Origin of the sequence: Streptomyces sp. NPDC088733 (assembly GCF_044751185.1) — a bacterium.
Classification (GTDB): domain Bacteria; phylum Actinomycetota; class Actinomycetes; order Streptomycetales; family Streptomycetaceae; genus Actinacidiphila.
On sequence record NZ_JBIVLH010000003.1, the window covers coordinates 103,816 to 125,807 of the forward strand.

General features: G+C 73.6%; 17 protein-coding genes and 1 pseudogene. 8 read left to right on the top strand and 10 right to left on the bottom strand.

Translation table 11 applies throughout. From position 1 onward, the window contains the following. Positions 1 to 32 precede the first annotated feature (32 nt). The 5 genes from ACIP64_RS06560 (at position 33) to ACIP64_RS06580 (ending at position 6,299) form a co-directional block, all read left to right on the top strand. A complete protein-coding gene (locus ACIP64_RS06560; RefSeq protein WP_401582558.1) occupies positions 33 to 1,079 on the top strand; it encodes a hypothetical protein in 1,047 nt (348 codons plus the stop codon). Positions 1,080 to 1,085: 6 nt separating this feature from the next. After that, positions 1,086 to 2,210, top strand: coding sequence for a multiple monosaccharide ABC transporter substrate-binding protein (gene chvE, locus ACIP64_RS06565; protein WP_401582559.1), 1,125 nt, complete (start codon positions 1,086 to 1,088; stop codon positions 2,208 to 2,210). Between the two features lie 65 nt (positions 2,211 to 2,275). Further along, complete coding sequence (gene mmsA, locus ACIP64_RS06570; protein ID WP_401582560.1) at positions 2,276 to 3,826, top strand: multiple monosaccharide ABC transporter ATP-binding protein; 1,551 nt, start codon at positions 2,276 to 2,278, stop codon at positions 3,824 to 3,826. 1 nt (position 3,827) lies between these two features. Further along, entirely contained in the window at positions 3,828 to 5,084 is a 1,257-nt protein-coding gene (gene mmsB / locus ACIP64_RS06575; RefSeq protein WP_401582561.1) for a multiple monosaccharide ABC transporter permease, read from the top strand. A 27-nt stretch (positions 5,085 to 5,111) separates the two neighbouring features. Next, positions 5,112 to 6,299, top strand: a complete 1,188-nt coding sequence (locus ACIP64_RS06580; protein ID WP_401582562.1) for an aldose epimerase family protein — start codon at positions 5,112 to 5,114, stop codon at positions 6,297 to 6,299. Between the two features lie 79 nt (positions 6,300 to 6,378). On the opposite strand, the gene ACIP64_RS06585 is transcribed toward ACIP64_RS06580, so the two are convergent. The 8 genes from ACIP64_RS06585 to ACIP64_RS06620 form a co-directional block, all read right to left on the bottom strand. After that, on the bottom strand, positions 6,379 to 7,998 hold the full coding sequence (locus ACIP64_RS06585; RefSeq protein WP_401582563.1) for a pyridoxal phosphate-dependent aminotransferase: 1,620 nt from the start codon (positions 7,996 to 7,998) through the stop codon (positions 6,379 to 6,381). Between the two features lie 287 nt (positions 7,999 to 8,285). Then, complete coding sequence (locus tag ACIP64_RS06590; RefSeq protein WP_401582564.1) at positions 8,286 to 9,503, bottom strand: pyroglutamyl peptidase; 1,218 nt, start codon at positions 9,501 to 9,503, stop codon at positions 8,286 to 8,288. 110 nt (positions 9,504 to 9,613) lie between these two features. Further along, a complete protein-coding gene (locus ACIP64_RS06595; protein ID WP_401582566.1) occupies positions 9,614 to 10,834 on the bottom strand; it encodes an exo-alpha-sialidase in 1,221 nt (406 codons plus the stop codon). Positions 10,835 to 10,936: 102 nt separating this feature from the next. Continuing rightward, a complete protein-coding gene (locus ACIP64_RS06600; RefSeq protein ID WP_401582568.1) occupies positions 10,937 to 11,719 on the bottom strand; it encodes a class I SAM-dependent methyltransferase in 783 nt (260 codons plus the stop codon). Positions 11,720 to 11,779: 60 nt separating this feature from the next. Then, positions 11,780 to 11,974, bottom strand: coding sequence for a hypothetical protein (locus tag ACIP64_RS06605; protein ID WP_401582569.1), 195 nt, complete (start codon positions 11,972 to 11,974; stop codon positions 11,780 to 11,782). Between the two features lie 37 nt (positions 11,975 to 12,011). Continuing rightward, complete coding sequence (locus tag ACIP64_RS06610) at positions 12,012 to 12,212, bottom strand: hypothetical protein (RefSeq protein WP_401582571.1); 201 nt, start codon at positions 12,210 to 12,212, stop codon at positions 12,012 to 12,014. Between the two features lie 37 nt (positions 12,213 to 12,249). Then, a complete protein-coding gene (locus tag ACIP64_RS06615; protein WP_401582572.1) occupies positions 12,250 to 13,059 on the bottom strand; it encodes an EI24 domain-containing protein in 810 nt (269 codons plus the stop codon). A gap of 61 nt (positions 13,060 to 13,120) precedes the next feature. Next, positions 13,121 to 13,699, bottom strand: a complete 579-nt coding sequence (locus tag ACIP64_RS06620) for a hypothetical protein (RefSeq protein WP_401582574.1) — start codon at positions 13,697 to 13,699, stop codon at positions 13,121 to 13,123. Positions 13,700 to 14,089: 390 nt separating this feature from the next. On the opposite strand from ACIP64_RS06620, the gene ACIP64_RS06625 reads away from it, so the two are divergent. Next, the gene (locus tag ACIP64_RS06625) at positions 14,090 to 16,126 is read left to right on the top strand and encodes an alpha-galactosidase (protein WP_401582575.1); all 2,037 of its coding nucleotides are present in this window, start codon (positions 14,090 to 14,092) and stop codon (positions 16,124 to 16,126) included. Between the two features lie 909 nt (positions 16,127 to 17,035). Here ACIP64_RS06625 and ACIP64_RS06630 read toward each other — a convergent pair. Next, positions 17,036 to 19,519 carry a glycoside hydrolase family 3 protein gene (locus ACIP64_RS06630; RefSeq protein WP_401582576.1) on the bottom strand — a complete coding sequence of 828 codons (2,484 nt, stop codon included), beginning with the start codon at positions 19,517 to 19,519 and terminating at the stop codon, positions 17,036 to 17,038. A gap of 161 nt (positions 19,520 to 19,680) precedes the next feature. Here ACIP64_RS06630 and ACIP64_RS06635 point away from each other — a divergent pair. After that, a pseudogene (locus ACIP64_RS06635) lies at positions 19,681 to 20,237 on the top strand (TetR/AcrR family transcriptional regulator). A 145-nt stretch (positions 20,238 to 20,382) separates the two neighbouring features. On the opposite strand, the gene ACIP64_RS06640 reads toward ACIP64_RS06635, so the two are convergent. Then, positions 20,383 to 21,390, bottom strand: coding sequence for an NADP-dependent oxidoreductase (locus ACIP64_RS06640; RefSeq protein ID WP_401582577.1), 1,008 nt, complete (start codon positions 21,388 to 21,390; stop codon positions 20,383 to 20,385). A gap of 86 nt (positions 21,391 to 21,476) precedes the next feature. Between ACIP64_RS06640 and ACIP64_RS06645 the strand changes: the two genes are divergently transcribed. Continuing rightward, positions 21,477 to 21,902, top strand: a complete 426-nt coding sequence (locus ACIP64_RS06645) for a MarR family winged helix-turn-helix transcriptional regulator (protein ID WP_401582579.1) — start codon at positions 21,477 to 21,479, stop codon at positions 21,900 to 21,902. Positions 21,903 to 21,992 lie beyond the last annotated feature (90 nt).

Genomic DNA, 21,992 nt, shown 5'->3' on the forward strand with positions numbered 1-21,992 from the left:
AACGGCACCACCGGCACCGACGAAGGAGCACCGTGAACGACGCTTCCACCCCGAGTCCCGACGGGACCGGTACCGCCCCCGGCCCCCGTCGCCCAGGGCAGCACGCGCTCGCCCTGCTCGGCCACGGTGCCCCGGCGGACGACCCGGCCGACGCCTCCCCGCACTCCTTCCCCGACGGCGGCACCTGGCGCACCGAGATCCCCTCCGTGGAGGGCCCCGAGGCGCTGGCCACCGTGCTGGAGGAGGCCGAACTGCTGGAGGTGCCCGTGCACCGGATCAGCCAGGGCAGCGGCGTCTGGATGCTGACGGACGCGGAGATCACCGAGATGGTGGCCGCCTGCGCCGAACGCGACGTCGAGCTCTGCCTGTTCACCGGTCCCCGCGGCACCTGGGACATCGGCTCGGCCACCCGCACCGACTCCCGCGGCGGCGGCCTGCGCGCCCGCGGCCACGACCAGGTGGCCGGCTGCGTCGAGGACGCCCTGCGGGCGGCCGCGCTGGGCGTGCGCTGCCTGCTCGTCGCCGACGAGGGCGTGCTGTGGCTGCTGCACCGGCTCCGCGAGCAGGGACTGCTGCCCGCCGACACCACCTTCAAGGTCTCCGCGCTGGTCGGCCCGGTCAACCCGGCCGCCTACGCGGTGTGGGAGCGGCTCGGCGCCGACTCCGTCAACATCCCCTCGGACCTGACCCTCCAGCAGATCACCGAGATCCGCCGGACCAGCCGGGCCCCGATGGACTTCTACATCGAGGCCCCCGACGACCTCGGCGGCTTCGTCCGGCTCTACGACGCGGCCGAACTGATCCGCCGCGGCGCCCCGATCTACCTCAAGTTCGGCCTGAGCAAGGCCCCCGGCATCTACCCGTACGGACGGCAGTTCCGGGACGTCGCCCTGGCGACCGCCCGCGAACGGGTCCGCCGCGGACGCCTCGTGCTCGACCTGCTCTCCCGGCTCGGCGCGGACGGCGGGCTCTCCCCGCTGGGCGCGCGGCTGCCGGGCCCGCTCCACCGCTTCCCCCTCGACATCACGACCGACCAGGACCACGCGGCCGACCCCCGCCTGGCCCCCGAAAGGATCTGATCAGCCATGCGCATCGCGAGAGCCGCCCACCTGCGCACCACTGCCGCGCTGATAGCCACCCTCGCCCTCGGTGCCACCGCGACCGCCTGCGGGCAGAGCGACAACGGGGGCGGCGGCGGCGACAAGGACGGGGGGAAGGGCGGCACCATCGGCATCGCCATGCCCACCAAGTCCTCCGAGCGCTGGATCGCCGACGGCGACAACATGGTCAAGCAGTTCCAGGCCAAGGGCTACAAGACCGATCTGCAGTACGGCGACGACAAGGTGGAGAACCAGGTCGCGCAGATCCAGAACATGATCACCAAGGGCGACAAGCTCCTGGTCGTCGCGGCGATCGACGGCTCGGCCCTCAGCGACGTGCTCCAGCAGGCGCACGACGCGGGCATCAAGGTCATCTCCTACGACCGCCTCATCCTCGGCTCGCAGAACGTCGACTACTACGCCACCTTCGACAACTTCAAGGTCGGCCAGCTCCAGGCGGGTTACATCGTCGAGAAGCTCGGTCTGAAGGACGGCAGCAAGAAGGGCCCCTTCAACATCGAGCTGTTCGCCGGCTCGCCCGACGACAACAACACCAAGTACTTCTTCAACGGCGCGATGGACGTGCTCCAGCCGTACATCGACAAGAAGCAGCTGGTGGTCAAGAGCGGCCAGACGGGCCTCACCCAGGTCACCACCCTGCGCTGGGACGGCGCCACCGCCCAGGCCCGCATGGACGACCTGCTGAGCAAGTCGTACACCTCCGACGACGTGGACGCGGTCCTGTCCCCGTACGACGGCATCTCCCGCGGCATCATCTCGGCGCTCAAGAGCGTCAGCTACGGCACCGGCAAGAAGCCGCTGCCGGTCGTCACCGGCCAGGACGCCGAGGTCGCCTCGATCAAGTCGATCATCGCGGGTGAGCAGGCGCAGACCGTCTACAAGGACACCCGCGAACTGGCGAAGGTCGCCGTCCAGATGGGCGACGCGGTCCTCACCGGCGGCAAGCCCGAGGTCAACGACACCAAGACGTACGACAACGGCACCAAGGTCGTCCCGACCTACCTGCTGCCGCCGGTCAGCGTCGACAAGTCCAACTACAAGGAGATCGTCGTCGACTCCGGCTACATCAAGGAGTCCGAGCTCCAGTAGTCCCGGAGCCGGACCGCACGACCGACGATCGTCACCCCTCCACCCGAGGAGAACGGAAAGCAGGAATGGCCGGACCCGTCCTCGAAATGCGCTCCATCACCAAGACCTTCCCAGGGGTCAAGGCGCTCTCCGATGTCACCCTGACAGTGGCCGAGGGCGAGGTCCACGCCATCTGCGGTGAGAACGGTGCGGGCAAGTCGACCCTGATGAAGGTGCTCAGCGGGGTCTATCCGCACGGCACTTACGAAGGCGAGATCCTCTTCCAGGGGGAGCCCTGCGTCTTCCGCGACATCCGCGCCAGCGAGCAGCGCGGCATCGTGATCATCCACCAGGAACTCGCCCTGGTGCCCTACCTGTCCATCGCCGAGAACATCTTCCTCGGCAACGAGCACTCCAGCCGCGGCGTCATCAGCTGGAACGAGACGCTGCGGCACGCGGGCCGGCTGCTCAAGCGGGTCGGGCTCGCCGACCCGCCGAGCACCCGGGTCGCCGACATCGGCGTGGGCAAGCAGCAGCTCGTCGAGATCGCCAAGGCGCTGTCCAAGGAGGTCAAGCTCCTCATCCTGGACGAGCCGACGGCCGCCCTGAACGACGAGGACAGCCGCAAACTCCTGGACCTGATCCTGGAGTTCAAGGAGCACGGCATCTCCTGCATCATCATCTCGCACAAGCTCAACGAGATCGCGCGGGTCGCCGACTCCATCACCATCCTGCGGGACGGCCGGACCATCGAGACGCTGGACATGAAGGCCGGCGCCGAGGACGGCACGCCGGCCGTGACCGAGGAGCGGATCATCCGCGGCATGGTCGGGCGCGACCTGGACCACCGCTTCCCGGAGCGGGAGCCGGACATCGGCGAGGTGGCCTTCGCGGTCGAGGACTGGACCGTGCACCACCCGATCGACCAGCAGCGCAAGGTCGTCGACGGGGTCTCGCTCAATGTCCGCAGCGGCGAGATCGTCGGCATCGCCGGGCTGATGGGCGCCGGCCGCACCGAACTGGCCATGAGCGTCTTCGGCCGCTCCTACGGGCGCGGCATCTCGGGCCGGGTCTACCTGCGCGGCAAGGAGATCCGCACGCGTACCGTCCCGGAGGCGGTCGCCCACGGCATCGCCTACGTCACCGAGGACCGCAAGCACTACGGGCTCAACCTGATCGACGACATCAGCCGCAACATCTCGCTGAGCGCGCTGTCCAAGGTGGCCCGGCGCGGCGTCGTCAACCAGCACGAGGAGGCCCGGGTCGCCGAGTCCTTCCGCTCGACGATGAACATCAAGGCGCCCACGGTCTTCGAGACCACGGGCAAGCTGAGCGGCGGCAACCAGCAGAAGGTCGTCCTCAGCAAGTGGATCTTCGCGGGACCGGAGATCCTCATCCTCGACGAGCCCACGCGCGGCATCGACGTCGGGGCCAAGTACGAGATCTACACGGTCATCAACGACCTGGCGGCCCAGGGCAAGGCCGTCGTCTTCATCTCCTCCGAACTGCCGGAACTGCTCGGTATGTGCGACCGCATCTACACGATGTCGGCGGGCCGGCTGACAGGGGAGATCCCGCGCGAGAGCGCGACCCAGGAAGTACTGATGCGCCACATGACCATGGACCGAGGGAACTGAGATGGGCAGCCCGGTGAAGACCGACATGACTCCTCCGCCGCCCGCCGGAGGGGCGGCCGCGGCCGCGACCGGGGGCGGACCGGCGGGCACCGCCGCGTACATTTTGCAGGCCGCGCGGCGCAACATGCGCCAGTACGGCATGATCATCGCGCTCGTGCTGATCGCCGCGCTGTTCCAGATATGGTCCGGCGGCATCCTGCTCAAGCCGCAGAACGTCACCAACCTGATCGGCCAGAACAGCTACATCCTCATCCTGGCCATCGGCATGATGGTGGTGATCATCGCCGGCCACATCGACCTCTCCGTCGGTTCGCTGGCCGCCTTCGTCAGCGCCGCGGCGGCCGTGATGATCGTCCAGCACCATGTCTCCTGGCCGCTGGCCCTGGTGGTGTCCCTGCTCATCGGCGCCGTCGCCGGCGCCTGGCAGGGCTACTTCATCGCCTACGTCGGCATCCCGTCCTTCATCGTGACGCTGGCCGGCATGCTGCTCTTCCGCGGCGGCACGCAGATCTTCCTGGAGGGCCAGTCCATCTCGCCCTTCCCCACCGGCTTCCAGAAGATCGGCAACGGCTTCCTGCCCGAGGTCGGGCCGCACACGAACTACCACAACCTCACGCTGCTGATCGGCCTCCTGGTCATCGCCATCACCGTCGTGCAGGAGATCCGCGACCGCCGCCAGCAGGTCGCCTACGACCTCGACGTGCTGCCGCGCAACTTCTTCCTCCTCAAGCTGCTCGCCATCGTCGCCTGCGTGGTCGCCTTCACGATGACGCTGGCCAGCTACCACGGCGTGCCCATCGTGCTGCTCATCCTGGCCGGACTGCTGATCGTCTTCGGCTTCGTGATGCGCAACGCGGTGATCGGCCGGCACGTCTACGCCCTCGGCGGCAACCAGGCCGCCGCCAAGCTCTCGGGCGTCAAGGACCGGCGCGTGGTCTTCCTGGTCTTCGTCAACATGGGCGTGCTGGCGGCTCTCGCCGGCCTCGTCTACGCCGCCCGTCTCAACGCGGGCGTCCCGCAGGCCGGGATCAACTTCGAGCTCGAGGCGATCGCCGCCGCCTTCATCGGCGGCGCCTCCGCCACCGGCGGTGTCGGCACCGTGCTGGGCGCCATCATCGGCGGCCTGGTGCTCGGAGTCCTCAACAACGGGATGTCGCTCGTCGGCATCGGCACGGACTACCAGCAGGTCATCAAGGGCCTGGTGCTCCTGGCCGCGGTCGGCTTCGACGTCTGGAACAAGCGCAAGGTCGGTTCGTAAAGCAGGCACCTAACGAAGGAGCCGCACGTGGACAGACGTACATTGATCGCGGGCGCGACGCTTGGGGCGGTCGCTCCCGTGATCAGCGGGACCAGCGCCCAAGCGGCCGGCACGACCGGGTCGGCCGCCCCTGTCAAGAAGGGGCCCGCAGGTAGGACAAAGGTGACAAAGGAACACTTCGGGACCCTGGAGGACGGCACCAAGGTCGACATCTGGACCGTACGCAACGGCGGGATCACCCTGCGCGTGCTGTCGTACGGCGGGATCGTGCAGACCCTGGAACTGCCCGACCGTCACGGGCGCCCGGCCAATGTCTCCCTCGGCTTCGACAACCTCGACGCCTACGTGGCCAGCAGCCCGTACTTCGGCGCGCTGATCGGGCGGTACGGCAACCGGATCGCGCGGGGCCGCTTCACGCTCGACGGCACCACCTACCAGTTGCCGGTCAACGACGGGCCCAACAGCCTGCACGGCGGCGACAAGGGGTTCGACAAGCGGGTCTGGGCGGTCGAGAGCTTCACCGCCGGCGGTGACGCGGGCCTGGTGCTGCGCTACACGAGTGCCGACGGAGAGATGGGTTACCCCGGCACGCTCAAGGTCAGGGTGGTCTACACGCTGACCTCGGGCGGCGAGTGGCGGGTCGACTACAGCGCCACGACCGACAAGGCGACGGTGGTGAACCTCACCAACCACACGTACTTCAACCTGCGCGGCGAGGGCAACGGCGGCGTCTACGACCACCAGGTCGCGATCGCGGCACGCCGCTTCACCCCGGTGGACTCCACGCTGATCCCCACCGGCGAGCTGGCGCCCGTCGCGGGCACCCCGTTCGACTTCCGCACCGCGAAAGCGATCGGCCGCGACATCCGCACGGCCCACCAGCAGGTGCTGTACGGGCAGGGCTTCGACCACAACTTCGTGCTCGACAAGGGCCGCACGGCCCGTCCCGAGCACGCGGCCACGGTCACCGAGCCGGTCTCCGGACGCATCCTGCGCGTCGCCACCACCGAGCCGGGCGTGCAGTTCTACACCGGCAACTTCCTCACCGGCGCCTTCGCGGGCTCCTCCGGGCACGTCTACCGGCAGAGCGACGGCTTCTGCCTGGAGACCCAGCACTTCCCGGACTCGCCGAACCAGCCGTCGTTCCCCTCGACGGTCCTGCGGCCGGGGCAGACGTACCGCTCCACCACGGTGCACTCCTTCGGCGTCCACTGATCCGGACGTCCGCGACGGCGGCCGGGGCCCGTGCCCCGGCCGCCGTCGTTCCGTTTCCGGGGCCGGTCCCGCGCCGCGGTCAGACCGGGTCCTGCCAGTAGCGCGCCGGTCTGGGCGAGCCCGGGGCGGCGGACGCGAAGGCGGGCGGCACGTCGGCGGCCGGCGCCGGGTACAGGTCGGGGGCCGGGGGTTGCGGCGGTTGCGGCTGGGGGGCCGGCTGCGGCGGCATCATCTGGGTGGCCATCGGCTGCTGCTCGTACACGGGCTGCGGGCCCATCCGCTGCGGCTCGTACACCGGCTGCGGACCCATCCGCTGCGGCTCGTACACCGGCTGCGGACCCATCCGCTGCGGCTCGTACACCGGCTGCGGGGGCGCCGGCGGGAGCGGGGCGGGCTGCTCGTACACAGGCTGCGGGGGCTGCGCCTGCGGCAGCTGGAGCTGCGGTACGGGCACCGGCTGCGGCGCGGGCTGGATCTGCGGGAGCTGCTGCACCTGCGGCGCCGGTTCCGGCTCGGGGACGGGCGCGGCCTCGGGCTCGGCGGCGTACCAGGTGCTGCCGTACAGCACCGTGCTCAGCCCGGTCAGGAGCCGCTGGACGTCTCCTTGCGGCCGCACGACCAGGCGCATGAAACGGCTGCTGCTGCCCAGCTTGTTGCCGCACTCGCGGACCAGGACGCCGTGCTCGGCCAGCAGCCGGTCGCGCAGGATCGCGCCGTCCACACCGTCGGGCAGCTTGACGAAGACGAAGTTGCCCTGCGACGGGTAGACCGTCAGGCCGGGCAGCGCCGCCAGCTGCCAGATCATCTCCTGGCGGTCGCGGGAGACCATGCGCAGGCTCTGCGCGTACTCCTCTCGGTGGTCCTTGAGCATGAAGACCACGGCCTCGGCGAAGGAGTTGAGGTTCCACTTGGGCAGCATCCGGCGCACCTTCCCGGCCAGCGCCGGGTTGGCGACCATGTAGCCGAAGCGGATGCCGTGCAGGCCGAAGTTCTTGCCGAGGCTGCGCAGCACGATCACATTGGGCCGCAGCACGGCCTCGTCCGCCACGCTGGGCCACGCCTCCGCGTCGGCGAAGTCCAGGAACGACTCGTCGATGACGACCAGGTCGAGATCCGCGAGGGCGTCCATCAGGCCGACGACCGCGTGCTTGGGGAGGAGGCCGCCGTCGGGGTTGTTCGGGTTGCAGATGACGGCGGTGCGCGAGCCGCGGGCGCGGACGAACGAGACGAAGGCCGCCGGGTCGAGTGCGAACCCGGCGGCCTCGGGGAGGAGGAACATGTCGACGCGCTTGCCGGTCTCCATCGGCTGATCGGTCCAGCGGCCGAAGGTCGGTATGGGGATGGCGAGACTGTCGCGGACCAGGAGGTGGTCGATCCAGGTGATCAGCTCGGTCGAGCCGTTGCCCATGGCGACGGTCTGCGGATTGAGGCCGAGCAGCGAGCACAGCTCGCCCGTGATGACGTCGGTGCTGCTCGGGTAGTAGGTGAGGATGTCCTGCATCGACTGCTGGAGCTTCTCGTACATCGCCGGGCTCGGGAAGTACGGATTGCACGGGATGCAGAAGTCGACGATGCCGGCGGCGCCTTCGGGGGAGGACGCACCGCCCGCGCGGCGCAGGGCGAAGTACGAGGGACTGTGCGCGGTATTGGCGCGGAACAACTCGGTGGCATTACCGGTGACGCCGACGGCGACGGTCACGGCAGGACCTCCCTCGATCACGCGGGCCGCCCCGCGGCGGCCTGCTTCCCCTTGCCCGCGCAGCCCGGCCCGGTCGCCCGCCCCGCACCGGCGGGCATGCGGGACACGAACGGGACCTGAGGTGCGCGAGGTGTCTGTCTTGCGGTCTTCCGCAGTCCCTTACGGCTCCGTCCCGGCTTCCGTTCAGCCCTCCGCGGCCGCCACCGGCCGCGGACCGGTGCGCGGTGGTGGCGGCGGGGCGCCCCGCCGGCGCCGCGCGCCCCGGCGGTCGTCGGGTGGCTCGGGCCTCAGGCGCCGGCGGCCGCGGTGAGGATCGCCCTGATCTGGGCGGTGATGGCCTGGCGGTCGGCCACGAACGCGGGATCGGTGACGCTGCCGGTGCCGGGGTCGGTGTTGCCGGGGCCGAAGTGCAGGAGGGGGGTGTGGACATGCCCGCCCGGCGCGTGGAGCGCGAGTTCGTCGCGGAGCAGGGTGGCGCGGTAGGCGATCTCGTTGGAGAGGTAGTCGCCGCCGCCTCCGGCGCGCGCCGCGGAACCGGGCGTCGGACCGAAGTCGCTGACCACGGGCACACCGGCCCCGGCGGGGAGCTCCGTGACCTCGGTGCGGTCGTACACCGGGAAGGGGCCGGTCCCGGCCGCGGCGACCGCCCGGTACGGCAGTCCCGTGGTGGTCCACTGCGGCGGCTCGTGGCCGTACGGGACGGGAACGGGACCGGTGGCCGGGACGCCGGCGTTGTCCGGGAGGCCGCCGCGCCAGGCCCCGTTGAAGCGTTCGAGGTCGAAGCGGCCGTCGCGGCCCTGGCTGACGGTGGCGAACAGGTCGACGCGGTGCGGGCCCGGGCGGAACCACGGGCGCAGCGCGCGTTCGACGCTGCCCCGCGTGAAGTCGGCCCAGCGGACCGGGAACACGACGGCCGCCACGCGGGCCGGCCCGCGGGCGGTGCGGAGCATGACGCCGTCCAGGGCGAGCGCGGCGGCGCCCGAGGGGTTGCTGCGGCGGACGTCGGCGTCGAGCCGGAAGGGGTCGAAGCCGGTCAGCAGGATACGTCCGACCCCCTCTTCCACGGGCGGCAGGACGGTGTCATGACCGCGTGAGGTCCACTCCAGCCGGTCCAGCAGGGCGGCGCGCCCGGCGTCCCCCAGCGGGAAGGACGGCTGCCACGCGCCCAGGGCCCGGGTCAGGGACAGCCGGGCCCAGTACAGCGGCCGGTCGTCGTCGGGGCTGAGGTCGCCGCCGGCCGGGCCGCGTCCCTGTGCCCTGCCGACCGCGTCCTGCCACAGGGCGCGGCCGTGGCGGCGCACGACGCGTTGCGCCGCGGCCCTGGAGTGCGCCGCCGCCAGCTCCCGCGCGAAGCGGGGGGCCGCGGCGTCGAAGCCGCTGCGGCGCAGGATCTCCTGGGGCGCGGCCCGGTCCAGCCGGGCCTCCTCCACGGTCGGCGCAGCAAGGGTCGGGGCGGACGCGGGCGGCGCGAGGGCCGGCACGCCGCTCTGGGTGGGAAGCCGCACTGTCCGGGACCCTCCGAGCCGATCAGGTGCGCGCCCGGCGGACGCGCGCTCCCAGCATCGCCGACCGGCCCGGCGGAACGCCAGGGGCCCCCGCCCCGGCACCCGGCGGGTCAGCGCAGGATCGAGGCGAGGGTGAGCCGGGTGAAGGTGATGGTGTCGTAGGGGGTGTCGCGCCCGGTCTCGTACAGCAGGCCCACGTGCTCGCTGTCGATCTGCACCAGGTCCGAGTAGGCCGCCTTGGCGTCCGACACCCGGTATCCGCGCGACCAGGTCGCGCCGCCGTCGAAGCTGGCCCGCACGGTCATCCCCACCCGGTCCCGGGGCTCGCCGGGAGCGGCCAGCAGCAGCGGGCCCGAACCGCGGCCGTTGTACGTCTGCAGCAGGCTGCCCTCGACGGACGGCGCGATGATCCCGGGCACCGTCCTGAAGGGTGCCTGAAGTGTCGCGCCGCCGTCGTCGCTCCAGGCGTGGGCCCGGCTGCCGCGCTCGCTGCCCTTCTGGTCGCGCGCATTGAAGTAGACCCGGCCGTCCGGGAGTTGGGCGACGGCCGTTTCGTTGACATTGACCCGGCCGTCGACGTCGGTGTCGACGTAGCCGATCCGCCAGGTCCTGCCGCCGTCGTCGCTCAGCAGGCTGTGGCCCGCGTACCAGCGCGGCTCCGAGCCGTTGTCCCCGCTGCCCGGCGACGGGGTGACGGAGTGGTTCGCACCGACGACGAGCCGGCCCTTGTGCGGGCCGGTGGTCAGCGCGACGCCGTGCCCGGGGCCGGTGGCGTACCAGCGCCAGCCGGGACGCTTGACCTGCGCGGTGATCTCCCGCGGACGCGACCAGGTGACCCCGGCGTCGTCGCTGGACCGCACGAAGACGCGCCGCCCGTCGGCGGGGACGGCGTCGCCGGACATGATGTCGGCCTCGGTGGCCGCGGCCCCGTTGCGGGTGGTCAGCAGCACCAGCCGGCCGGACGGGGCCACCACCGGCGCCGGGTTGCCCAGGGTGTTCGGCCCGGCGTCCGCGATCCTGCGCAGCGCCGTCCAGGTGCAGCCGCCGTCCGTCGAGCGGCGCTCGACGACGTCGACGTCCCCGTGGTCCGCGCCGGACTCCCGCCGGCCCTCGGCGAAAGCGACGAGCACCGGGCCCTCAGCACCGGACCCCGGCACCTGGACCACCGCGGGGATACGGAAGGCGCTGTAGCCCTTCTGGCCCGCGACGAAGACACGGGTCGGCGCGCACCCGGCGCCGGACGCCGCCAGTTCCGTGGTGTTCGTGGAGTGGCACGCCGCGGCCAGGACCGCGCACACGGCCGTCACCAGACGCCCAGCCCACCGCACCACGCGCCACTCCCCGTACCGGCCGCCGCAAACACTCCGGACAGTAACAAAAGGGATGCCGCGGCCTCCGTCCCGGCGTCCGTCCGGCGCGGCGTGCCTGACGGCTTACGCGGCCTTGCGGACCAGGAAGAAGATGCTCGGCCCGAACGTCACCCGGGCCAGCGGCCGCTGCAGCGCCACCTCGGCGCGGGCCAGGGCGCCCCGCGACACCACCCGCTTCAGCCGCGTGCTGCGCAGGTTCGACACCGACAGCCGCTGCTGCACCCGCAGCCCGGCGGCCTCCAACTGGGCCGCCACGGTGGCCGGGTGGTGGTTGACGAACGGGATGCTGTCGCGTTCGCGGTTGGCGGCGGAGCGTATGTCGACCGGCTGCCGCGGGACGCGCCGGCGCCGGGCCGCGTACCGCAGCCGGTTCGCGGCGTGCGCGAGATTGGCGCTCTCCACGACCGCGGTGCCCCCGGGTCGCAGGACGCGGGCGATCTCGGCCAGCGCGGGCGCCGGGTCCGGCAGGTGGTGCATGACCCGCACCATCGTCACCAGGTCGACGCTGCCGGAGCGCAGGCCGAGCCCGGCCACGGTCGTCAGCCGCATGGTGACGCCCGCCAGGCCCGCCAGGTACTCCTCCGCGTCCTGGAGTTGACGGCGGCTGGAGTCCAGCAGCGTGACCCGGTCGGCGAACTCCCGCAGCACCGGCACCAGACGCCCGTACCCGCCGCCGACGTCCGCAGCGTGGCCGAAGTGGCGGCCTGCCAGCAGCCGGCGCAGCGCGGCGACCTCGGCGTCGTGCTCGTAACCGCGCCCGTCCCAATAGGTCCGGTAGCTGCGCTGGTTGTCGTCGTACTGGTCGGCCCGCTGCTCCATCGCGTCCCCCTCGCGTCCTGCCGTCACCCTTCACCGTTCAGGTCACACACCGGACGGGGAACGGTTCCCTCCGGACGGCGGGCGGCGCTACGGCTTGCGGAAGTCCAGGGGACGCGACGCAGGCGCGGGCACGGTACCGGGCTCCCCGGACTCCCCTTCCATCCGCGGCGGCAGCAGGTCGCGGACGAGAAGGGTGGCACCGGCCACCGCCGGCAGCCGGCGCAGCGCGGCGACCTCGGCGTCGCGCTCGCGGCCGCGGCCGTCCCCATAGGTCCGACACACCGGACGGGGAACAGTTCCCTCCGGACAGCGGGCCGCGCTACGGCTTGCGGAAGTCCAGGGGACGCGACGCAGGCGCGGGCACGGGCACGGGACCGCGCTCCCCGGGCTCCCCTTCCACCCGCGGCGGCAGCAGGTCGCGGACGAGAAGGGTGGCACCGGCCACCGCCGGCAGCCGACGCAGCGCGGCGACCTCGGCGTCGCGCTCGTGGCCGCGGCCGTCCCCATAGGTCCGACACACCGGACGGGGAACGGCTCCCTCCGGACAGCGGACCGCGCTACGGCTTGCGGAAGTCCAGGGGACGCGACGCGGGCGCGGGCACGGGCACGGTACCGGGCTCCCCTTCCACCCGCGGCGGCAGCAGGTCGCGGACGAGAAGGGTGGCACCGGCCACCGCTCCCGGCATCAGGAAGACCGCGACCACCGGCACGAGGAAGCACAGCACCAGCGGCACACCGAACCCGAGGCTCAGCATCATCCGGCCGCGCAGTATCCGCAGCCGCTCGCGCAGCGGCACCTCGCGGCGCTGGAAGGCGACGCCGCTGAGTTCCAGGGCCAGGAAGAAGCCCGACACGCAGAAGCCGACCACGGGCACGACGGTCTGCCCGACGACGGGGATGAAGCCGGCGGCGAACAGCGCGACCGTCCAGGCCGTGACCCGCACCAGCACCCGCAGGCTGTCCCAGGCGGACTGGAGCAGCTCCCGCCACAGGGGGAGGTCCGGGCCGGCCGGGGCGCCGCCCTCGGTGTCGTCGACGCGCTCCGCCAGCGACTCGTAGAAGGGCTGCCCGACCAGCAGCGTCACCGCGGTGAAGGAGATCACCGCCAGCACGAGGCCGCCGCAGAAGACGACGGCGGTGAGCAGACCGCGGAAGAGCCCCTGCCACGGCGAGCCCCAGCCGTCGGCGAAGGGGGTCGCCCAGGCGGTCGCGTCGTCGGCCCAGAACGCCAGCACGACCAGCGCCGCGACGTAGCCGACGAGCGTGATGAGCGCGGGCAGCAGCCCGAAACCGAACCAGCGGCCGTGCCGGACGACCCAGCGCTGGCCGTCCACGAAGTGACGTATCCCGGTCGCAAGATCTCGCATGCGCGACAGGGTATGCGACCTCCCCGGGACGGCGGGACCGTCCGGCCGCCGCGGAGCGGGATCAGGCCAGGATCTCGCAGTCCGCCGGGCCCGTCGGCTCGGCGTCGAAGAGGCACACGTCGGTGTCGGCGTCGCCGGTGACGCTGCCCGGGCCCGCGTCGTCGGCCTCGACGGAGATGAAGTCGGCTCCCGCACCGCCGTTCACGGCACCGGAGTTGGCGACGGTGTCGGCGGAGAGGTCGATGATGTCGGCCTCGGTGCCGCCGGTCACCGTGCCGGTGTTGCCGCCGTCGATCTCGATCAGGTCGGTCCCGGCGCCGCCGTCGACCGTGCCCGCGTTGACCCCCGTGACCGTGATCACGTCCACGCCGCCCCCGCCGCTGACCACCGTCCCGGCGGGCACTCCCGCCGGGCAGTCGATCTCGTCGGCGCCCTCCGTCCCCGTCACCACCGCGCCCGCGACGGCCGTGCCGTTCACCGTGCAGCCGGCGGCGGCCACCACCGCGGTGGGGTCCGCCGGGTCCGGCGGACCGGCGACGGCCGTCGCGGAACCCGACAGCAGGGCGGTGGCGGCGGCGAGGACGAGCGCTGCGCCGGCCGCGACCGGCCGGGGACGTATCCGGGGACGTATAGCGGGCATCTACGGCTCCTTGGGGGGACGCCTCGGGTCGGCGCGGATGCCACGAGCGTCACCGCGCCCGCCCCGCCCCGCAATCGGGCCGCGTCCGGCCGGGGGACGCCGGGCGCCCGCGCGCGCCGGAGCGGGCCGCGCGGCGATCCGCCGCCGCCGTGCCGCGGGACGCGCCAACACGCCCCGCCAGACCCCGCCAGCCCGGCACGCGCCCGTGAACAGGGGCGGGACCGCCGCGCGCGGTGCGTCCGCGGGCAAAGCGGAGCGGCCACACGCCGGGCCTCAGTCTTGCGTTCGGGGGCGCGTCAGGTGCTCGTAACGTCGAGTGGGGAACGTGAGATCGCACGGCCGCACGTCAACACGCCGCATCTCGACGCCCTGAAGAGCATTGGAGTCCGTGTGTACGCATGGGGAGACCTGACCGTCCGCTGCCCCGCCGACCGAGGTGTGCGGGCGCTGGAGCTCCTTCCCACCGCGCTCGCGGCGCGGGCCGCCACGGGTGACGGCCGGGCCGCCGAGCCGCTGGCCACGGCGGCGCGCGCGGGCGACATGGCGACCGAACCCCACGTCGCCGCACGCACATTGCGGCGCGGGACGACCGCGGCCGCGGTGCGCGAGCGCGCGCACGAGGCCGCGGACGACGCCGTCACCACCGAACTGGCCACGGACGACGGACTCGTCCTGCACCACCGGATCGTGCGGGGGGACCGCTTCGTCCGGGTCCGTACGAGCGCGGTCAACGAGGGCGACCGGCCGCAGACGCTGGAGATGCTCAGCTCCTTCACCCTCGGCGGGCTGACGGCGTTCGCCGCGGAGGACGCGGAGGCCCCGGAGACCGAAGGGCGCTACGTCGTGCACCGCCTGCGCTGCGCCCGCGGCGCCGAGGCCCGGCTGGTCTCCGAGCCGGTCGAACGGCTCGGCCTGGAGGGTCCGCGGGACGGCGACGCCGGCACGGTGGCGGAGCGGTTCGGCGCCACCGGGCTGCTGCCGGTGGCGGGATGGCTGCCCTTCCTGGCCGTGGAGGACACCGTCGCGGGCGTCCTGTGGGGCGTCCAGCTGGCCGCGTCCGGGCCGTGGCAGCTGGAGGTGCTGCGCTCCGGCGCGGGGCTGGCCATCGGCGGCGGTCCCGCCGACGCCGCCTTCGGCGGGTGGCGCCGCACGCTGCCGCCGGGCGGCCGCCTGGACGCGCCCGAAGCGGTGCTGTCCGTGGTGCGCGGCGGCCTCGACGAGCTGTGCCACCGGCTGACGTCGGCGCAGTCCGGGCATCCGCGACCGGGAGCCGAGACCTCGCTGCCCGTCGGCTTCGTCGTGGACGACCCCGGCCACGACCGGGCCCTCGCACTCGCCGACCGCCTCGCGGGCACGCCCGTCCGTACCGTCACCCTGGGCCCCGGCTGGTACGGCGACCCCGGCACCGACGCCGACCGGACCCACGGCGACTGGGAGCCCAGCGCCGCCCGCTTCCCCGACGGCCTCGCCGCGACCGCCCGCGCGCTGCGGGAGCGCGGTTTCGTGCCGGGCCTGTGGTGGGCACCGGAGACCACCGGCGAACTGTCCAAGCGCCACGCCACGGAGGACGGGCACGTCGCCGGCGAGGACGGCCCGGCGGCGGCCGCCGGACGGCGCCTGCTCGACCTGCGCCGCCCGGACGTCGCGGAACCGCTGCTCGACCGGATGACGGCGGTGCTGCGCGACTTCGGGCACGTGAGCGTCGACTGCGGCGCGGACCCGGCCCTCGACGGCGAGACCGCCCGCCAACTGGGCGACGCCGCCGTCTCCTTCCTCACCGCGTTGGCCGCGCGCCTGCCGGATCTCGTGATCGAGAACCGTGCGGGCGGCCACCGCGTCACCCCCGCGTACACCGCCGTCACCGCACTGTCCTGCGGAGCGGGCGCCGTCGACGCGCGCGAGGTCCCCGTCGTCGCGGCGAACCTGCACCGCGTGCTGCTGCCCCGGCAGTCCGTGGTCCCGGTGGAGCTCGCGGCCGAGGACGACGACCGCACCCTCGTCTCCCGCCTGGCCGCGGGCTTCCTGGGCCGCATGTGCCTCACCGGCGACCCCGCGCGGCTCGACGCGGGCCGCTGGGCGCTGGTGCGGCGGGCGCTGGCGCTGTACGAGCGCGCGGCGCCCGTCATCGCGGACGGGATCTCCCGGCACGGCGGTACGCGGGCCGCCGACGCCGCGGGCAACGCCACGGGCTCCCAGTCCGTGCTGCGCGTCTCCCCCGACGGCCTGCGCGCCCTCGCCGTCCTGCACACCTTCGGCGACCCCGGCGACTCGGCCGGCCTCGTCCTCCCCGAGGGCCTGTGGACCGTCGACGCCGCGCTCACCCCCTTCGGCGCCCCGCTGTCCCTGGCAGGCGCCCGCCTCCGCTGGCACCACCCGGGCCCCTGGGCAGGCGCAGTGGCCCTCCTGTCCGCGACCCCCCGCCCCTGATCCCGCCCCCGGGGAGGCTGCGACGGCCTCCCCGGGGACACCCCGCCCTGGCGTCGGCGCGGCACCATGCCCGGGCCCTGCCGGCCCGCGACCGACCACGGCACTCCCCGCGCCCAACCGGAGACCGCCACCGGCACGACGTGCCTCGGCATAGGCCTGTCTCGCCGCCGCGGCGGCGGGGACGGCTGCCCGCAGCCGTCCCGGCAATGACCGACCGCCGCAATCCCGCGGCCCGCGATGCCGACCGCACCGCGGGTCCGGACCCGGGCAACTGCCGCACGCCGATCCCGTGGTCAGCACGACTGCGGCCGACCTCAGCGGGCGGCGACGGCCGCCCACACGGTGAGCCCGCAGCCGTCCCGGCAAGCCAGGACCGGCCGCGACAGTCCCCCGCCCGATACGCCTGCCGCACCGCCGGCCCCGGCCGTCGCAACTGCCGCACCACGAGCCCGTCGTCAGCAGGACCGCAGCCGCAGCCGATCCCGGCAGGCGGCGGCGGCCCCCGGCACTACGACCTCTGCCAAGCCGGGCCACGGCGGCGCAATGCCCGGCCCCCCGGCCACTGCCGCACGGTGGGCACGAGGGCGACCGGAGAGCGCCGACCCCGACAGGGGCCCCTGGCCACGGGATGCCGTGACCGCCCCCGTCAACCGGCGCCGTACATCCCACGGTGAGCCTCAGCCGTCCTGCTCCTGGGCCGACCACGGCAAGCCCCCTGCCCCGCGTACCGGCCGGCCGACAGCGCGGGCCGCGGTCTGCAGCGCCGCAGTCGACCTGGGCAAAGGCCCAGCATGCCCGTGGAGGCGGCAGGGCCTCCACCGTCAACCGGCCGCGTGCCTCGCCACGGTGGGCCCGCAGCCGTGCCGACCTCCGCGCGGCTCGCCCCCCAGGGAGGGAGGCAGCCACGCGTCAACCAGAGACCACCACCGGCACGGTGAGGCGGGGGTCGGTCAGGCTGCGGCCGATCTCGGCGGTGTAGGTGCCGGCGGGGGTGCGCCAGGCGGCGGCCGTCTCGTCCCAGGTGCGGGCGGCCCGCCGGGTCAGCGGTACGCGGACCTCCGTGGCGCCGCCCGCGGGCAGTTCCACGGAGACGAAGCCGGCGAGGACGCGGCGCGGCCGGTCGACGGTGTCGTCCTCGGGGACCGCCAGGTAGACCTGGACGACCTCGCGGCCCGCCCGGTCCCCGGTGTTGCGCAGCCGCACCGTCACCGCGCCCAGGGTGCCGGGGTCGCCGTCGGCCTCGTGGCCGGCGCCCTCGTACTCCCAGTCCGTGTAGCCGAGTCCGTGCCCGAAGGCGTACGCCGGGGCGACGTCCGACCGGTCCCAGGCGCGGTAGCCGATGAAGACGCCCTCCTCGTAGGCCAGGACGCCGCCGCGCGGCTCGACCCGGGTGACCGGGGCGTCGGCGAGCCTCACGGGCCAGGTGGTGGGGAGCCGCCCGCCGGGCTCCTCCGCGCCGAGCAGCACGTCGGCCAGCGCGGCGCCCGCCTCCTGCCCGGGGAACCAGCCGAGCAGCACGGCCGCGACCTCCTCGCGCCACGGCAGCTCCACGGGGGCCCCGGAGTTGACGACGACGACGGTGCGCGGGTTGGCGGCGGCGACCGCGTGCACGAGGTCGTCCTGGCGCCCCGGCAGCCGCAGGTCGCGGCGGTCGAAGCCCTCGCTCTCGACCCGTTCGGTGGTGGCGACGACCACGACCGCGACCTCGGCGTCGCGGGCGGCCGCGACCGCCTCCGCGATCAGCTCGTCCGGGTCGCGCCGCGGTCCGCGGTGGACGAGGGAGAACGCGACGGCCTGGATCGGCATGCCCTCCATCTTGAAGACGTCGTAGGCGAGGGACACCGGTACGGTCGCACCCGCCTCCAGTTCGACGGTCCCCCGGTCCAGGGGCGCGCCGAAGAACGCCTCGAACGGGTCGGACTCCTGGCCCATCTCCTGCACGCCGTCGAAGACGACCGTGTCCGCGACGACCAGCCGGAACCCGCCGGTCCCGCGGGTGCCGAAGTGGTGGGCACCGCTCTCGCGCGGGGTGAAGGTGCCGGTGATCTCGACGGTGTGGAGCGCGTCGTAGGCGACGCCGTCGGGCAGGGCGTCGCCCGTCCACTGCACCTGTCCGCTCGGCAGGGCGGTCTCCCCCAGGAGCTGTCCCGCGGCGTCGCGGCACTGCGCGCGCAGCGCGAACCCCTGGCCGGCGGGGGCCGGTTCGTCGCTGGGGTCGGCGCCGACGGCGTACGTCAGCCGGGTGCCCGCGGGGAGCGCGGCGCGCAGCCCGTCCAGCGGGGAGACGACGTGTGCCGGGAAGACGTGCGCGGAGCCGCCGCCGAGGACGCGGGCGTCGCGCGCGGCGGCGCCGATGAGCGCGACAGAGCCCACCCCGGAGGAGTCGATCGGCAGCACGGGCCGCCCCTCGCGCAGCTCGTTGCGCAGCAGGACGAACGAGCGCCGCGCGATCTCGCGGGCCAGGGCCTCGCCGTCGACCGCGGCGGGCAGCGCGTCCGCGGGCACCGCGGCGGGCACGCCCTCCAGGAGCCCGGCGCGGGCGGCGAGCAGCAGGACGTTGCGCACGGCGGCGTCGACGACGGACTCCTCCACCCGTCCGTCCCGCACCGCCTGGGCGAGGGCCTCGCCGTACACGGTGTGCGGGCCGGGCATGGCCACGTCGAGACCGCCGGTGATGGCGGCGACGGTGTCGCGGGCGGCGAGCCAGTCGGAGACGACGAAGCCGTCGAAGCCCCATTCCTCGCGCAGCACTTCGTTCTGGAGGCGGTGGTGCTCGGTCATGGTGGAGCCGTTGACCCCGTTGTAGGCGGCCATGACGCCCCAGGGGCGGGCGTTCTGGACGATGGCCTCGAAGGGCGCGAGGTAGAGCTCGCGCAGGGCGCGTTCGCCGACGGCGTTGTCGACGGTGAAGCGCTCGGTCTCGGCGTCGTTGGCCACGAAGTGCTTGACGGTGGTGCCGACACCGCCGTCCTGGACGCCGGCGACATAGCCGGTGCCGATCTCGCCGGTGAGGTATGGGTCCTCGGAGTAGGCCTCGAAGTGCCGCCCGCCGAGCGGCGACCGGTGCAGGTTGACCGTCGGCGCGAGGAGGACGTGCACGCCCTTGCGGCGGGCCTCCTGGGCGAGCAGCCGCCCGGTGCGGCGGGCGAGCCCGGGGTCCCAGGAGGCGGCGAGCGCGGTGGGGCTGGGCAGGGCGACGGACGGGTCGTCGGCGGTGGAGCGCACGCCCCGTACGCCGACCGGCCCGTCCGACATGACCAGGGAGCCCAGTCCGATCTCGGGGACCGGGGGCAGCGACCACATGTTCTGCCCGGCCAGCAGACGTGCCTTGGTGTCGAGGTCGAGCTTGCCGAGGGCCTGCTCCACGGCGGCCGCGCGCTCGGTGTCGGTCATCCGGTCAACTCCCATGTCGGGGACGGGTTGTCGTCGCCTTGCCCACGGGGCATCCTGGCCCTCTCACCTGATGATCGCCAGGTGTCGTCCCCCGCTCGTCACCTGGACGCGCCGCGGCCCGGTCAGGCTCGCCGTCGTGACAGCCGACGACCGCGGCCGGGATCGTCCAGGCCGCCCTCGAAGTGATCGCCGAGCGCGGCTACCGGGGTGCCTCGCTCGCGGCCGTGGCCGAGCGGGCCGGCCTCACGCAGCAGGGGCTGCTGCACTGCTTCCCGAGCAAGGAGGCCCTGCTGATCGCGGTGCTGGACACGCGCGACCAGTGGGACATGGCCTCGGCGGCGCTGCACGGCACCGCCTGGCCGCTGGAGATGATCGCCGGCCTCGTCGAGTACAACGCGACCCGGCCGGGCGTCGTCCAGGTCTTCACCGTGCTCGCGGGCGACAGCGTCACCGAGGGGTGCGCGCGTGGGCGGCGCAGTCGCTGCGCAGCGAGTACGGCGACACGCTGCCCGGGGGCCTGACCCCCGAGCAGGCCGCGCCGCTGCTCGTCGCGGTGATGGACGGCCTGCGGACGCAGTGGCTGCACGACCCCGGCGCGGTGGACATGCCCGCCGCCTTCCGGGACTTCGTCGCGCCGCTGACCGCGCCGCACGCGGCGGACGGGACGCCGGGAACCGCCCAGCGGGCGGTTCCGCCCGGATCATGCGGCGGCGCGTGACATCGCTCCTCGCGGCCAGGGGAGGCACCTGGGACCGGGCGGGCCCGAACCGGGCGGCCACGGTGGGGCATTGCCGCCCGCCTCGACGGCGTCCGGGGCACGCCCCCCGAGGGAGCGCACCCCTGGACACGGACCGGGAACCGGCCTATTCGGGCAGGCGGACCAGCATCTTGCCGGTGTTGTCGCCGCGCAGGACGCCGAGGAAGGCCTCCAGGTTGTTCTCGATGCCGTCCATGACGGTCTCGCGGTAGCGCAGCTTGCCCTCGCGGATCCAGCCGCCGACCTCCTGGACGAACTGCGGCTGGAGGTCGTAGTGGTCGCCGACGAGGAAGCCCTCGATGCGCAGGCGGTTCTGGATGAGGCGGGCCAGGTTGCGCGGGCCGGGGGCGGGTTCGGTGGCGTTGTAGATCGCGATCATGCCGCAGACGGCCACGCGGCCGCGCAGGTTGAGGGCGCCGATGGCGGCCTCCAGGTGCTCACCGCCGACGTTGTCGAAGTAGACGTCGATGCCGTCGGGGGCGGCGGCGGCCAGTTGCTCGGCCACGGGGCCGTTCTTGTAGTTGAAGGCGGCGTCGAAGCCGTACTCCTCGGTGAGCAGCTTGACCTTCTCGTCCGAGCCGGCGCTGCCGACGACCCGCGAGGCGCCCTTGAGCCTGGCGATCTGGCCGACCTGGCTGCCGACCGCGCCGGCCGCGCCGGACACGAAGACGACGTCGCCCTCCTTGAACTCCGCGACCCGCAGCAGGCCCGCGTAGGCGGTGAGGCCGGTCATGCCGAGCACGCCGAGGTAGGTGCTCAGCGGCGCGAGGCCGGGGTCGACCTTGACCGCGGTCTTCACGTCGACGAGGGCGTACTCGCGCCAGCCGAGGAAGTGCAGCACGTGGTCGCCGACGGCGAAGCCCTCGGCGTCGGAGGCGACGACCCGGCCGACCGCGCCGCCCTGCATCGGCTTGTCCAGCCGGTACGGCTCCGCGTACGACTTCGTGTCGTTCATCCTGCCGCGCATGTACGGGTCGACGGACACGTACAGGTTGCGGACCAGGACCTGCCCGGGGCCGGGCTCGCCGACCTCGGTCTCGCGCAGCGCGAAGTCCTCCGGCTTCGGCCACCCGTGCGGGCGGGAGACCAGGTGCCATTCACGGCTCTGCGGCATGGGGAAACGCCTCCAAAAGCTTTAGGTTCTCAATCAACCATGTACCTGAATGTTTGATGATGTCAAGCAACAGGTAGCCTGGGGTCATGCCACGCCGCACCGATCCGCTGACCGTGGAGGTCGTCGACCTCATCGCCACCGTCGTGGCGCGCTATCACGAGGAGTACGAGGAAGCCGCCGCGGCCCACCGGCTGACCGGCGCCCAGGCACGCGTGCTGACGCTGCTCGCCCGCGAGCCGCTGCCCATGCGCGGCATAGCGGCACGGCTGAAGTGCGAGCCGTCGAACGTGACCGGCATCGTGGACCGCCTGGAGGCGCAGGGCCTGGTGGAGCGGCGCGCGGACCCGGCCGACCGGCGGGTCAAGCTCGCGGCCCCCACCGACGCGGGCGAGGTCACCGCGGGACGGCTGCGCGGCTCACTGGACTTCGCGCGGGAACCGCTGGCCGCGCTCTCCGCGGACGAGCGGGCGACACTGCGCGACCTGCTCAAGCGGATGGTGGGCCGGGACTGATCCGCCCCGCCGACGACGGCCGGCGAGCCGGCAGCCGCACCACCACAGGATGCGGGTGCAGGTGGGCGGCGGAGGCGCGACAGCCGGGTT